Consider the following 14,948-nt stretch of genomic DNA (forward strand, 5'->3'; position numbering starts at 1 on the left):
ATCCGGAGATCCTATGAGGAGGCGGGGACGGAATCGCCTGTGGTTCTTCTCAAAGCCGTCACGATTCGTGAGGTCGGCCGGGGTGCGGCGGGTCTGGGCGCGGACCTGGGCCTAGGTGCAGACCTTGCCCTTCGGCGGCACCGTGCCCTGCAGCAGATAGGCGTTGACCGTCTTTCGGACACAGGCGTTGCCGCTGTCGTACGCCCCATGGCCCTCGCCCTTGTAGGTGAGCTGGACGCCGACCCCGGGCCCCAGCTCCTTCGCCATCCGCGCGGCACCCTCGTACGGGGTCGCCGGGTCACCGGTGTTGCCGACGACCAGGATCGGCGCGGCCCCCTTCGCGCTCACGTCGGGTGTGGTCCAGGCGCCCCGGACCGGCCAGTCGGTGCACTGGGTCAGGCCCCACGCCATCATGTCGCCGAAGACGGGGGAGACCTTACGGAAGGTGGGCAGCTTCCGCTCGATGTCCGGGACCGTATAGCGCTGCTCGAAGTCGGCGCAGGTGATGGCGGTAAGGGCGGACTGGAGGGTGCTGTAGCGGCCGTCCGGGCCGCGTCCGTTCATGGCGTCCCCCAGGGCCAGCAGGATCCTGCCGTCGCCCTGCTGGGCGGCGGCGATCCCCTGGGTGAGGTACTGCCAGTACTCCCGCGAGTACAGGGATTGCGCGATGCCTCCGTCGGCCAGGGACTCGGTCAGCTTCCGGCCGCTGTAGCCGCGCACCGGACGGCCGTCGAGCCGCTTCAGCAGCGTGCGGATCCGGTTCTGGGTGGGGCAGCTGTAGACGCTGGTCCTGGTGCATGCCTTCAGATAGTCGTCGAGGGCGCGCTGGAACCCCTTGGCCTGGCCGAGCGCGCCCTGTTCGGGCGTCTGCATGGGGTCCACGACCCCGTCGAAGAGGGCGCGCCCCACCTGCTTCGGGTACAGATGGGCGTAGACGCCGCCGAGTTCGGTGCCGTAGGAGACGCCGAAATAGTGCATCTTCTTGTCGCCGAGGACGCGCCGCATGAGATCCATGTCACGGGCGGCGTTGGTGGTGCCGACGTACGGCAGGATCGTGCCGGAGTTCTTCTCGCATCCGGCGGCGTAGGTCTTGACCCGGCGGACCAGGCTCTTCACCTCGGCGCTGTCGTTCGGGGTGGAGTCGGCGGCGTAGTAGGCGTCGAGCTGCCGGTCCGGGAGGCAGCGCACCCCGCTGCTGCGACCGACCCCGCGCGGGTCGAAGCTGACCAGGTCGTAGCGGGTGCGCAGTTGCTTGTAGCTGCCCGCGAGCGCCGGGAGGGTGGCCACGCCCGAGCCGCCGGGGCCGCCGAAGTTGAAGATGAGCGAGCCGAGCCGGTGGCGCCGGTCGGTGGCCTTGGCGCGGATCATGGCGATGCCGATGGTCTTGCCGTGCGGCTTGCGGTAGTCCAGCGGCACATGGAGCGTCGCGCACTCCCACTCCCCGCCCGGCGCCTTGGTGGCGGTCGCGTCCTGGCTCGAGGAGGGGGCGGGGCAGCCGGCCCAGTCCAGCTTCTGGTGGGCCGAGGTGTCCGGCCGTCCACCGTCGCCACCGCATCCGGCGGCCAGGGCGGCCAGCAGCAGGGCGGCGGACAGCGCACCGAGGCGCAGAGGTCGGGACACGGCGGCTCTCCCATGGGTGGGGGTACCGCCATCGTGAGGTCCGTGGCCGCCACACGCGCGCACAGCGGGGGCGTACGGGTGAGGGGAGGGCCTGGGTGTCCGGGCGACCGCGGGAGGGCTCCAGCGGGGCCTCTACGGGCGCTACGGCGCCTCATCGCGGGCGAGCCCTACAGCGCCCTTTCGCGGGCGGGCAACGGCGCTACAGCGCCGCTTTGCGGGTGAGGTGGGTGAAGGCCACCCAGCCGGGCAGCACCGGCAGCCAGAAGACCATCAGCCGGAAGAGCAGCACCGCGGGCGCCGCCGTCTCGTACGGCAGCCCGGCGAAGGTCAGACCCGCGATCAGGGCGGCCTCGACCGCGCCCACACCGCCGGGGGTGGGCGCCGCCGACCCCAGGGCGTTGCCCGCGAGGAAGACGACGGCGATGCTCGCGTAGCTCAGCTCACCGCCGAACGCCCGGATCGCGGAGTCGAGGCACATCACGTTCGCGGCGGTCAGCAGCAGGGTGCCGCCGATGCCGGCGAGCAGCTTCTTGGGCCGCTGGAGCACGTCCAGCATGCGCGGGACGACGCCCGCGAACAGCGACCGCACCCGGGTGGACACGAACTTCCGCAGCACCGGAATGGCGGTCACCACCAGCACCAGAACGGCGGCCGTCAGCAGCCCGGCGATCACTGTCCGGGACGGCGAGAGCGCCGGGGTGCGCTCGGTGCCGGTGATGTAGCCGAAGGTCAGCAGCAGCACGATATGGCTGGCGAGCCCGAACAGCTGGGAGGCGCCCACACTGGCCACCGCGAGTCCCGGCCGCACCCCCGCGCGCTGGAGGAAGCGGGTGTTGAGGGCGACCCCGCCGACCGCCGCGGGCGCCACCAGCTTCACGAACGAGGCGGCCACCTGTGCCAGCACCGTACGCCCGAGGGGCACCTTCTCCGGGACGAAGCCGAGCAGGCTCAGCGCCGCGGCCAGATACGTGAGCGCGGAGAAGACGAGCGCGAAGATGACCCAGATCCAGTTGGCCTCGCCGACCAGGGCGCCCAGCTTGAGATGGGTGAACTGGGACAGCAGGAAGTACGCGGCGAAGGCCCCCGCGCAGAAGCTGACCAGGGTGCGCGGCTTGATGCGCTCCAGCCGTTCGGGCTGTATCGGAGCCTGGGGCCTCACCAGCAGCACCTGCTGCCGGATCTGGGAGAGCAGATCCTCCTCGCGGGCGTCCTCCAGGGCCTCCTCGATGGCGCGCTTCTCCGCCTGCTTCTCGGCCTTGGCCGTCTTACGGTCGCCGGCGGCCGCCTCCGGGCCCCCGGCGGCCTCCTGTGCCTCTCTCGCCTCGGCCTCCCGGGCCTCCTTGGCCTCCTTGGCGGCGTGGGACGCCTCCAGGACGGCCTCCCGGTGCCGCTGGGCGCGCTCGCGCGCGAGCTGGCGCAGGGTCGCGCGGGTGCCCCGGCCGAGTGCCAGGGGCTGCAGCAGCGGAAGGCTGCCGGCGACCGCGTCCGGGCCGAGGACCTCCACCGCGGCGGCCACGGAGCGTTCGGCGCCCACCCGCAGGCCCAGGGTGGTCAGCAGCTGTGCGATGTCCATCCGCAGTACCACGTCACCGGCCGCGATCTCGCCGCTGCGCAGATCGGTCAGGAAGACCGTGCCGTTGCGGTCGATGAGCAGGGCGTCGCTGTCCAGCCGCCGGTGGGCGATCCGCCGCGACTGGAGCGCCTGGACCTGGTGCCAGGCCCCGGCCAGCAGTTCGTCGGTGATCGCCTCGTCCGGCAGGGCGTGCAGCGGTCGGCCGCCGACGTGCTCGTAGACGAGCATCACGGCGTCCGGGCCGAGCTCGGAGGTGGCGATCAGCTTGGGCGCGTTGGCCCCGGCCGCGATGGCCGCGTAGGCGAGCAGCGCCTCCTGCTCCAGGGCCTGGCGCAGCGACTGGAGGCTGCGGGGCGGGGTGATCGTCCGCAGGGTCAGCCGCTGCCAGACGCCGTAGAAGAAGCCCTGGGCCTGCTGCTCCCGGTCGACGACGGTGACGTCCAGGGGCGGGCCGTCCTCCAGGGTGACCAGATAGCGGCGGCCCCGGTCGCCATGGCCGTGCTCGTCCTCGGGCTCCTCGGCGCGCATGGCGCTGACCGGGTTGAAACCGACCCGGCGCAGCCCGGCGAGCAGGTGCTGGCCGGTGGGGCGCACATTGGGGGAGCCGACCGCGTAGAGCGTGCCGTAGGCCACCGCCCAGCCGATGAGCACCGTAAGGATGATCGAGAACGGTGTGGTGTAGCCGCCCACGAGCACCGCGAAGGCGTCGAGCAGCAGCACGCACCACATGGCCACCCGCCAGCGCGGGCGCCGGGCCATGCCGACGGCCGTCATATAGGCGATGACGGGGGCGAGATAGCCGTGCACGGGGTCGCTGAAGGTGCCGCCGGGGGCGGGCTGGGTGAGGGCCTCGCGGAGCGAGCCGGGGGCACCTCTGGCGACCCAGAGGTCCATGGCGAGGGACACCCCGTGGGCCAGCACCGCGGCCAGCACGCCGTCGGCGATCCGCAGGCCGTCCCGTTTGATCAGCCGCTCGAAGGCGAAGGCCACCGGCAGGACGAGGACGGCCACCCCGGCCGTGAGCCCCGCGAAGTCGATCAGTAGCGGGGGCGCCTGGTCGGCGCCGTGCCCGATGTCCTTCTCCAGACCCGCGGTGGTGCCGTGGGCGAAGGCCGCGATGGCGAGCACGACGGCCATGCCGAGGATCCCGAGCAGCGTCCGCAGCAGATCGGAGGGGCGGTGCACGCGGGCCGGCAGCAGCGGCTCGTCGCCGGAGACCCGGTCCACATGGCCCTCCGGTCCGTCCGGGCCGCAGTCATCCCCCGAGCCCGGGGCCTCTGTCTCCGGCCGACCGGACGGTGTCGTGGAGTGCGGCAACGCCTTCGGGGTGCGGGCCTCCTCCTCCGGAGGCTGCGCACCCTGCTGCTTCGCCGTCTCTTCTTGATCTCGTATCACCAGTCACCGCCCGGAAGATGGTGGCATGCCCGGGCTGCGGAGGGGGGCATCAGGGTGCATTTCGGGGACGTGGACCCCGAATGGTACGCCCTGCTGAGGATTCCCGCACAATGCGTGATCGAACCGCGACCCGGCTCGAAGCGCGCCCGCCGCCACCCTGCGCGGGGCGCGGTGGTGCGCTCCACGGGGCGTGCGGAGGGGCGTGCGGCGAAGCGTTTGGCGCGGCTGTCGTCCGGGCTGTCGGAGGGGTGCGGCAGGATGGGGCGGATGAGCCGGGAGAGCAGGGAGCCGGAGGACGGGGACAGCGCCGAGGAGCTGCCCGAGTACGCCGAGCGGGTGCTGGAGGTGGCCGAGCTGATCCCCTCCGGCCGCGTGATGACCTACGGGGACGTCGCCGAATGGCTGGAGGAGGGCGGCCCGCGCCAGGTGGGGCGGGTGATGGCGCTCTACGGGGGCGCCGTGCCGTGGTGGCGGGTGGTGCGCGCGGACGGTGTGCTGCTGCCCGGCCACGAGCTGCGCGCCCTTGACCACTACCGTGAGGAGGGCACCCCGCTGCGCGAGGCGGCGCGCTCGGCCGAGGGCCATGTGCCGCGGATCGACATGGCCAGGGCGCGGTGGGACGGGGGCGGGCCGGACCACGGCCGTTAGCGGGGCGGCTTTCGGAAGCGCGGCGGGACCGGGGCGGCCGTCGTCGGGGGCGGCGGACGCGCGGTCGTGCCGGGGCGCGGTGAGCGCGGGGCCGTACGCGTGCGCGGCGGGCCGGCGGCCGTACGGACGTCCGATGAGCGTGAGCCCGTACCGGTGTGCCATGGGCGCGGGGCCGTACCGGCGTGGGGCGGGCTCGCGGTCGTACCGGCGGTATCCACAGCCATCCGGGTGAGGCCCCACAGCGCATGAGAGGCTGTCCCGCACCCAGCCAACCCACCAGGACCGGCGATCCAACGTGAGCCCCTCCCCCTCGTCCCTTCCGCGGCAGCGGCAGGCACGGCAGCCGTCCTCCCGGCAGTCGGCCCAGGGCGTCTATCGCCTGCTCCGTCATCGGCCGGAGCCAGGTGCCCTTCCTGTCCTGGACGCACGGCAGCGCGCTGTGGTTGAGCACCGGGGCGGTCCTTTGCTGGTGCTCGCCGGGCCCGGCACGGGCAAGACCACGACGCTCGTGGAGGCGGTGGCGCGCCGGGTGCGCGAGGGCGCGGATCCCGAGCGGCTCCTGGTGCTCACCTTCAGCCGTAAGGCGGCCGTCGAACTGCGCGACCGCATGTCCGCGCGCCTGGGCGGCGCGAGCGCCCCGCGGGCCACGACCTTCCACTCCTATTGCTACGCCCTGGTCCGCGCCCACCAGGACGTCGACCTCTTCATGGACCCGCTGCGGCTGCTCTCCGGACCGGAGCAGGACGTCGTCGTCAGGGAAATGCTCGCCGGTCAGGCCGAGCTGGCGAGCGAGGGCCGGGCCTTCGTCCGCTGGCCGGACGACCTGCGCGCCTGCCTGACCACGCGGGGCTTCGCCGACGAGGTGCGCGCGGTGCTGGCCCGCAGCCGGGAGCTGGGCCTCGGCCCACGGTCGCTGGGGGAGTTCGCCCAGCGCACCGGGCGCCCCGACTGGTCCGCGGCGGCCGGCTTCCTCGCCGAGTACCTCGACGTCCTGGACGCCCAGGGGGTGCTGGACTACGCGGAGCTGGTGCACCGCGCGGTGCTGCTCGCCGGGCGGCCGGAGGTCGCGGCCGAGCTGGCGGCGCGGTACGACGCGGTGTTCGTCGACGAGTACCAGGACACCGACGTGGCCCAGGGGCGGCTGTTGCGGGCGCTCGCGGGCGGCGGCAGGACGCTGCTCGCCTTCGGCGACCCCGATCAGTCGATCTACGCCTTCCGCGGCGCCGACGTCGGCGGCATCCTCCGGTTCCGCGAGGACTTCCCGCGGGCGGACGGGCACCCCGCCGACATGGAGGTCCTCACCGTCTCCCGCCGCTCGGGGGCCGCGCTGCTCGCGGCCACCCGGCAGATCACCGGCCGGATGCCGCTCTCCCGGCTGCCCGCGCCAGCCGTAAGGGCGCACCGGGAGCTCGCGGCCACCCGCGATGGCGGCCGCGTCGAGGCGTACACGTACCCGACCGCGGGCGCCGAGCTCGACAATGTGGCCGACATCCTGCGCCGCGCCCATCTGGAGGACGGGGTGCCTTGGCGTGAAATGGCCGTCCTGGTGCGCGCCGGGGGGCGCTCGATCCCGGGCGTGCGCCGGGCGCTCACCTCGGCCGGGGTCCCCGTCGAGGTGGACGGCGATGACATCCCGCTGCGCCATGAGCCCGCCGTGGCCCCCCTGCTGACGGCTCTGCGGGCGGCCGCCACGGCCGCGCTGCCGGACAGCGGCGGGCTGTCCGCGGTCCTCGGCGTCGAGACCGCCCTGACCCTGCTCGCCTCGCCCCTCGGCGGTATGGACGCCGCCGATCTGCGCCGCCTGGGCCGCTCGCTGCGCGAGGAGGAGCGGTCGGCCGGGCGGGCGGTGCCGCGCCCCTCCGACGTCCTGCTCGCCGAAGCGCTCGCCGAGCCGGAGCGCCTCGCCGTCCACGACCCGGCGTACGCACGCGGCGCTCAGAACCTCGGGCGGCTGCTGCGCACGGCCCAGGAGGCGCTGGCCCGGGGCGGCACCGCCGAACAGGCGCTGTGGGGGCTGTGGGACGGCACCCCTTGGCCCGGCCGACTGGAGCGGGCCGCCCAGCGCGGCGGCACCGCCGGGCGGAACGCGGACCGCGATCTGGACGCGGTGTGCGCGCTGTTCGAGACCGCCGCGCGCGCCGAGGAGCGCACCGGCGGCCGCGGCGCCCTCAACTTCCTGGAGGAGATCGACGCCCAGGACATAGCCGCCGACACCCTCTCCCGCCGGATGGTCCGCCCCGACGCCGTACGGCTGATGACGGCCCACCGTTCCAAGGGGCTGGAATGGGCCCTGGTGGTCGTCGCGGGGGTGCAGGAGGGGCTGTGGCCCGATCTGCGGCGGCGCGGCTCGCTCCTGGAGGCCGACCGGATCGGCCGGGACGGGCTGGCCGAGCCGCTGCCGCCGGGCGCGCTGCTGGCCGAGGAGCGGCGGCTGTTCTATGTGGCGGCGACGCGCGCCAAGGAGCGGCTCGTGGTCACCGCCGTCAAGGCCGCCTCCGAGGACGGGGACCAGCCCTCCCGCTTCCTCGCCGAACTGGGCGTCCCGCCCACCGACGTCACCCACCGGCCGCGCCGCCCGCTGTCCGTCGCCGCGCTCGTCGCCGAGCTGCGCGCCACCACCGTCGACCCGGACGCCTCGGAGGCGCTGCGGGACGCCGCCGCGCGCCGCCTGGCCCGGCTCGCGGCGCTGCGCGACGAGGAGGGCCGGCCGCTGGTCCCGGCCGCCCACCCCTACCGCTGGTGGGGGCTGTACGAGCCGACGCACAGCGAGGTCCCGCTGCGTGACCGGGACCGGCCCGTGGCGCTCTCCGGCAGCGCGCTCGACCAGCTCGTCAACACCTGCTCGCTCCAGTGGTTCCTGGGGCGCGAGGTGAAGGCGGACGCGCCCTCGACGGCCGCCCAGGGCTTCGGCAATGTCGTGCACGTCCTGGCAGACGAGGTCGCCTCCGGCCGCACCCCGGCCGATCTCGCGGTCCTCATGGAGCGCCTGGACTCCGTATGGGACGCGCTCGCCTTCGACGCCCCCTGGAAGTCACGGCAGGAGAAGGAGCAGGCGCGGGCGGCCCTGGAGCGCTTTCTGCAGTGGCATGTGATGGAGCGCGGCGGCCGCACCCCGGTCGCCACCGAGCACTCCTTCGACGTCACGCTCGAAGCCGACGTCTATAAGGTGCGCATCCGCGGCAGCATGGACCGTGTCGAGACGGACGACCAGGGGCGCGCCTATGTGGTCGACTTCAAGACCGGTAAGCAGGCCGTGACCCGTGGCGATGTCGAGCACCACCCCCAGCTGGCGGTCTATCAGCTGGCGGTGCGCGAGGGCGCCGTGGACGATGTCTTCGACGGCGGGCGCCCCGAGCCGGGCGGTGCGGAGCTCGTCCAGCTGCGGCAGGGCGCCGCCAAGAAGGACGGCGGCGACGACGTCCCCAAGGTCCAGGCCCAGGAGCCGCTGGACGGGGAGTGGGTGGGGCAGCTGCTCGCCACCGCGGCCGGGCGCGTCCTGGACGAGCGGTTCAGCCCGAGCACGGGCGACCACTGCGAGCGCTGCGCCTTCCGGGGCGCGTGCAGCGCGCGGGCGGAGGGGCGCCATGTGGTCGAGTGACGCTGTCGCGTACGGGGCTGGGGCGGCGCGGCACCGGGCTGACGCCGTTGCCTCTCAAGCCGTGCCCCCGGGGCGGCCGTCGACCGGCGCGGCGGGGCGTGTCGGTGGGCACCGATAACCTCACTGGAGTGTCAGCCCGCATCACCGATCCCGAGGAGCTCAAGGAACTCCTCGGGATCCCGTTCACCCCGGAGCAGGTGCAGTGCATCACCGCGCCGCCCGCCCCGCAGGTGATCGTCGCCGGGGCGGGCTCCGGCAAGACCACGGTGATGGCCGCCCGCGTCGTCTGGCTGGTCGGCACCGGACGGGTGGCGCCCGACCGGGTGCTCGGCCTCACCTTCACCAACAAGGCCGCCGGAGAGCTGGCGGAGCGCGTCCGTAAGGCCCTCGTCACGGCGGGCATCGTGGACCCGGACCCGGATCCGGGCGCCACCGAGGAAGCCCCGGGCGAGCCCGTCATCTCCACCTACCACGCGTTCGCCGGACAGTTGCTCAAGGACCACGGGCTGCGCGTCGGCCTCGAGCCGAGCGCCCGGCTGCTCGCCGACGCCACCCGCTTCCAGCTCGCCGCGCGCGTTCTGCGCTCCGCCCCCGGCCCGTATCCGGCGCTCACCCGCCCCTTCGCCGACCTGGTCACCGATCTGCTCGCGCTCGACGCCGAGCTCGCCGAGCACCTGGTCCCCACCGGGCGGCTGCGCGCGTACGACACCGAGCTGCTGCGGACGCTGGAGGGCACGCGGCTCACCAACGAGGCGCTGCGCAAGGTGCCCGAGGCCGCCCGCGCCCGCCAGGAGCTCCTGGGTCTGGTCGAGGCGTACCGCGAGGAGAAGCGCCGCCGCGATCTGCTCGACTTCGGCGACCAGATCGCCCATTCGGCCACCCTGGCCCTGGACCACCCGGAGGTCGGCCGGATCCTGCGCGAGCAGTTCGCGGTCGTGCTGCTCGACGAGTACCAGGACACCTCCGTCGCCCAGCGGCTGCTGCTGTCCGGTCTCTTCGGCGGCGGCACCGGACACCCCGTCACCGCCGTCGGCGACCCGTGTCAGGCCATCTACGGCTGGCGCGGCGCCTCCGTGGCCAACCTGGACGACTTCCCCGAGCACTTCCCGCACACCGACGGCCGCCCGGCGGAGCGCTTCGCGCTCAGCGAGAACCGGCGCAGCGGCGGCCGCCTCCTGGACCTCGCCAACGGGCTGGCCGCCCCGCTGCGCGCGATGCACGAGGGCGTCGAGGCGCTGCGCCCCGCGCCCGGCGCCGAGCGGGACGGTGCGGTGCGCTGTGCGCTGCTGCCCACCCACGCCGAGGAGCTGGCCTGGCTCGCGGACTCCATCGCCCACCTGGTGCGCACCGGCACCCCGCCCGGCGAGATCGCGGTGCTGTGCCGCACGGCGGGCGACTTCGCGCAGATCCAGGGCGCGTTGGTGGAGCGGGACATTCCGGTGGAGGTGGTGGGCCTGTCGGGGCTGCTGCATCTGCCGGAGGTGGCCGATCTGGTGGCCGTCTGCGAGGTCCTCCAGGACCCGGGGGCCAACGCCGCGCTGGTCCGTCTGCTCACCGGGCCGCGCTGGCGGATCGGCCCCCGCGACCTCGCGCTGCTCGGCCGCCGCGCCCGCGCGGTGGTCTCCTACGGTGGGCCGGACGGGGCGGAGGACGATCCGGACCGACGGCTCGCCGAGGCCGTCGAGGGCACCGACCCCGCCGAGGTGATCTCCCTCGCCGACGCCCTCGACACCTTCCTGGAGGCGGGCGGCGGCCCGGACGACGGGCTGCCCTTCTCGGCCGACGCACGGGTCCGGTTCGCCCGGCTCGCCGCCGAACTCCGCGAGCTGCGCCGCTCGCTGGCCGATCCGCTGATGGACGTCCTCCACCGGGTCCTGGCGACCACGGGCCTCGAGGTCGAGCTGTCCGCCTCACCGCATGCCCTGGCCGCGCGCCGCCGCGAGACGCTCGGGAACTTCCTGGATGTCGCGGCCGCCTTCGCGGGCCGGGAGGGCGGGGCGGCCGTGGACGGCGAGGCCACCCTGCAGGGCTTCCTCGGCTTCCTGCGCACCGCCGCGCAGTACGAGAAGGGGCTCGACAACGCCCTGCCCGGTGGCGAGAACACGGTCAAGGTGCTCACCGCCCACAAGGCCAAGGGGCTGGAGTGGGATGTGGTGGCGGTGCCGGGGCTGGTCGCCAAGCAGTTCCCGAGCGAACAGTCCCGCGAGTCCTGGACGGCGAACGCGAAGGTGCTGCCGCACGAACTGCGCGGGGACGCGCGGACCCTCCCGGACATCACCGCCTGGGACAGCAAGGGGATCGCCGCCTTCAAGGACGCCATGAAGGGGCACCAGCGGACCGAGGAGCTCCGGCTGGGCTATGTGACCTTCACCCGGCCGCGCTCGCTGCTGCTGGGCTCCGGGCACTGGTGGGGCCCCACCCAGAAGCGTCCGCGCGGCCCGTCGGGCTTCCTGGACGCGTTGCGCGAGCACTGCGAGGCCGGGTACGGCGAGATCGAGGCATGGGCCGAACCCCCGGAGGAGGGCGCGGAGAACCCTGCCCTGCGGGAGTCGGCGGCCGACCGGGCCTGGCCGCTTCCGCTGGACCCGGCCGCGCTGCGCCACCGCCGCCGCGCCGCCGATGTGGTGCTCGCCCATCTGGCGCGCATCGAGACGGCGGAGGAGGAACCGACCGCGCGGGACGAGGGGCACCCCTCGGCGGACGGGGACCTCTTCCCGGAGCCCCCGGAGGAGCTTGCACCCCCGGAGGACCCGGAGGACCCGGAGTGGCCCGAGCCTCCGGAGGATCCTTACGGTTCGTACGAGGACGAGCCCTACGATGACGCGCCGCACGGCGACGGGCAGTACCCCGATCCTTACGGCGCGCCGGAATCGGGCGCACCGGAGCCCGATGTGCCCGAAATCACGTCAGAACCGGCCGATGACGAACTGGCGCCCGAGGAGGCCCGGCTGGTCGGCTCCTGGGACCGCGATCTGGACGCGCTCGCCGGAGAGCTGCGCCGGGCCCGTGAGACCGTGCACGAGGTGCCCCTGCCGGGCACGCTCACCGCGTCCCAGCTGCTGCGCCTCGCCGCCGACCCGGACGGCTTCGCACGGGAGCTGGCCCGTCCCATGCCCCGGCCGCCGCGCCCCGCCGCGCGGCGCGGCACCCGCTTCCACGCCTGGGTCGAGTCGCGCTTCGAGGCGCTGCCGCTGCCTTTCCTCGGCCCGGACGAGCTGCCGGGCGGCGAGGACGACGAGGCGGAGATCGCCGACGAGCGGGATCTGACCGCGCTCAAGGAGGCGTTCGCCCGCACGTCGTACGCGCGCCGCACCCCTTACCGCGTGGAGGTGCCGGTCCAGCTGACCCTGGCGGGCCGCACCGTCCGCGGCCGGATCGACGCGGTGTACCGCGAGTCCGGTACCGGCCCCGACGACGGCCCGCGCTACGAGATCGTCGACTGGAAGACCGGCCGCACCCAGGACGCCGACCCGCTCCAGCTGGCCATCTACCGCGTCGCCTGGGCCGAACAGCACGGACTGCCCCTGTCGGCGGTCACGGCGGCCTTCGTGTACGTACGCAGCGGTGAGGTGGTCCGCCCCGCCGGGCTGCCCGGCCGGGCCGGACTCGAGCGCGTCCTGCTCGGGGAGCCGGGGGACGCGGACGTCGGCGGGGGCGGGTACGGGGACGCGACCGGAAATGACCGTATCGATGCCGGAACTGTCACCGAGAGCGAGCGCACCTGAGCGGCCCGGAGGCCCCCGCCCTCGCCCGGCCGCGGGCCGGATAGGCTCACATGCATGAGCAACACCCCGGACACGGACAACGCCGTCCGCGCCTTTGTGGACGGCCATCGCGCCGCCTTCCTCGCCGATCTCTCCGAGTGGCTGCGCATCCCGTCCGTATCCGCCGACCCCGCCCGCGCCGACGACGTCCGGCGCGGCGCCCAGTGGCTCAGGGACCACCTGGCCGCCACGGGCTTCCCGGTGACTGAGATATGGGACACACCGGGCGCCCCGGCCGTGTTCGCCGAATGGCCGTCCGGTGATCCCGACGCCCTTACGGTGCTCGTCTACGGTCACCACGACGTTCAGCCCGCCGACCGCGCGGACGGCTGGCGCACCGACCCCTTCGAGCCCGTCATCGAGGACGGCAGGCTCTACGCCCGCGGCGCCGCCGACGACAAGGGGCAGGTTCTCTTCCACAGCCTGGGGATACGGGCGCACCTGGCCGTGACCGGCCGTGTCGCGCCCGCGGTGAACCTCAAGCTGCTGATCGAGGGCGAGGAGGAGTCCGGCTCCCCGCACTTCTCCGAGCTGGTCCGCGCGCACGCCGACCGGCTGGCCTGCGACACCGTGATCGTCTCCGACACCGGGATGTGGTCCGAGGACACCCCGACCGTCTGCACCGGTATGCGGGGCCTGGTCGAGTGCCAGATCGACCTCCACGGCCCCGGCCAGGACATCCACTCCGGCTCCTTCGGCGGCGCGGTCCCCAACCCGGCCACCGAGGCCGCCCGGCTGGCCGCCGCGCTGCACGACGACGACCATAAGGTCGCGATCCCCGGCTTCTACGACGGCGTCGTGGAGCTGACCGACCGTGAGCGCGAGCTTTTCGCCGAGCTGCCGTTCGACGAGGCGGGCTGGCTGCGGACCGCGCACTCACGGGCCACGCTCGGCGAGGCCGGCTACTCCACCCTGGAGCGGATCTGGGCCCGTCCGACCGCCGAGGTCAACGGCATCGGCGGGGGCTACCAGGGGCCTGGCGGAAAGACCATCGTGCCCTCGGCCGCCCAGCTGAAGCTGTCCTTCCGGCTGGTGGCGGGCCAGGACGTGGAGAAGATCGAGTCGGCCGTGCGGGACTGGGTCGCCGCCCTGCTCCCGGCCGGGATCCGCCATGAGATCACCTATTGGGGCGCCACCCGCCCCTGTCTGACCCCGCTGGACCACCCCGCGCTCCAGTCGGTCGTCCGCGCCATGGGGCGCGTCTTCGGCCAGAAGGTCCGCTTCACCCGCGAGGGCGGATCGGGCCCCGCCGCCGATCTTCAGGACATCCTCGGCGCTCCGGTGCTCTTCCTGGGCATCTCGGTGCCGTCCGACGGCTGGCACGCGCCCAACGAGAAGGTCGAGCTCGGCCTGCTCATGAAGGGCGCCGAGACGGCCGCCCACCTCTGGGCCGATCTCGCCGAGAATGGACGGGAATAGCTTGCTCATGTACATGAACCACCCATTTCACTGGGGGAGTTGGAAGCAGCTGTGACCACCTCGACCGACCACGCCACCGACCGGCCGATCACGCTCAGCGCCCCGAGCGGCATCGACCGCTCCGCGCACCACCGCTTGGACGAGGCGTGGCTGGCCGCCGCGTGGAGCCACCCGACGACGCGCGTCTTCGTGGTCTCCAGCGGCCAGGCACTGGTCGACGACACCCCGGACGGCCGTACCGAACTCGTCATGACCCCGTCCTTCGAGGCCCCGCCCACCGAGAACCACCGCTACTTCCTGGGCACCGACCAGGAGGGCGTGCGCTACTTCGCGCTCCAGAAGGACTCCCTGCCGGGGCGGATGGACCAGTCGGCGCGCCCGGCCGGGCTGCGCGAGGCGGGCGTGCTGCTGTCCCAGCGCGACGCGGGGCTGCTGGTGCACGCGGTCGCGCTGGAGAACTGGCAGCGGCTGCACCGCTTCTGCTCACGCTGCGGTCAGCGCACGGTGATCGCGGCGGCGGGCCATATCCGCCGCTGCCCGGCGTGCGGGGCCGAGCACTACCCGCGCACCGACCCCGCCGTGATCATGCTGGTGAAGGACGATCAGGACCGGGCGCTGCTGGGACGCCAGGTGCACTGGCCGGAGGGGCGCTTCTCGACGCTGGCGGGCTTCGTGGAGCCGGGCGAGTCGATCGAGCAGGCCGTGGTCCGCGAGGTGGCGGAGGAGGCGGGCGTCACGGTCGGCGAGGTCGATTACGTGGCCAGCCAGCCGTGGCCGTTCCCGTCCAGCCTGATGCTCGGCTTCATGGCCCGGGCCACGTCCTCCCGGATCCAGGTGGACGGGGAGGAGATCCACGAGGCGCGCTGGTTCTCCCGGGAAGACCTGCGGGCCGCGATCGAGTCCGGGGAGGTCCTGCCTCCCTCCGGGATCT

The 14,948-nt window shown here is 73.9% G+C and carries 7 protein-coding genes; 5 read left to right on the forward strand and 2 right to left on the reverse strand.

Annotated features, from left to right (window positions below; all coding sequences use genetic code 11):
• Positions 1-111: 111 nt before the first annotated feature.
• Together ACFXB5_RS12890 and ACFXB5_RS12895 are read right to left on the reverse strand one after the other, a co-directional pair.
• Positions 112-1,620 (reverse strand): alpha/beta hydrolase, encoded by a 1,509-nt coding sequence (locus tag ACFXB5_RS12890; protein WP_385206229.1) that lies wholly within the window; start codon positions 1,618-1,620, stop codon positions 112-114.
• A gap of 199 nt (positions 1,621-1,819) precedes the next feature.
• Positions 1,820-4,588 carry a YbhN family protein gene (locus tag ACFXB5_RS12895; RefSeq protein ID WP_385206232.1) on the reverse strand — a complete coding sequence of 923 codons (2,769 nt, stop codon included), beginning with the start codon at positions 4,586-4,588 and terminating at the stop codon, positions 1,820-1,822.
• Between the two features lie 267 nt (positions 4,589-4,855).
• Between ACFXB5_RS12895 and ACFXB5_RS12900 the strand changes: the two genes are divergently transcribed.
• The 5 genes from ACFXB5_RS12900 to nudC all read left to right on the forward strand — a co-directional run.
• On the forward strand, positions 4,856-5,236 hold the full coding sequence (locus ACFXB5_RS12900; protein WP_385206235.1) for an MGMT family protein: 381 nt from the start codon (positions 4,856-4,858) through the stop codon (positions 5,234-5,236).
• Positions 5,237-5,615: 379 nt separating this feature from the next.
• Complete coding sequence (locus tag ACFXB5_RS12905) at positions 5,616-8,834, forward strand: ATP-dependent helicase (protein ID WP_385206290.1); 3,219 nt, start codon at positions 5,616-5,618, stop codon at positions 8,832-8,834.
• Between the two features lie 128 nt (positions 8,835-8,962).
• On the forward strand, positions 8,963-12,559 hold the full coding sequence (locus ACFXB5_RS12910) for a UvrD-helicase domain-containing protein (protein ID WP_385206238.1): 3,597 nt from the start codon (positions 8,963-8,965) through the stop codon (positions 12,557-12,559).
• A 54-nt stretch (positions 12,560-12,613) separates the two neighbouring features.
• Positions 12,614-14,017 (forward strand): dipeptidase, encoded by a 1,404-nt coding sequence (locus tag ACFXB5_RS12915; RefSeq protein ID WP_385206240.1) that lies wholly within the window; start codon positions 12,614-12,616, stop codon positions 14,015-14,017.
• A 51-nt stretch (positions 14,018-14,068) separates the two neighbouring features.
• Positions 14,069-14,948: NAD(+) diphosphatase (nudC, locus tag ACFXB5_RS12920; protein WP_385206243.1), on the forward strand; the 880-nt coding region annotated here is incomplete at its 3' end.

Origin of the sequence: Streptomyces sp. NPDC059455, from assembly GCF_042750115.1 — a bacterium.
Classification (GTDB): Bacteria; Actinomycetota; Actinomycetes; order Streptomycetales; family Streptomycetaceae; genus Streptomyces; species Streptomyces endocoffeicus.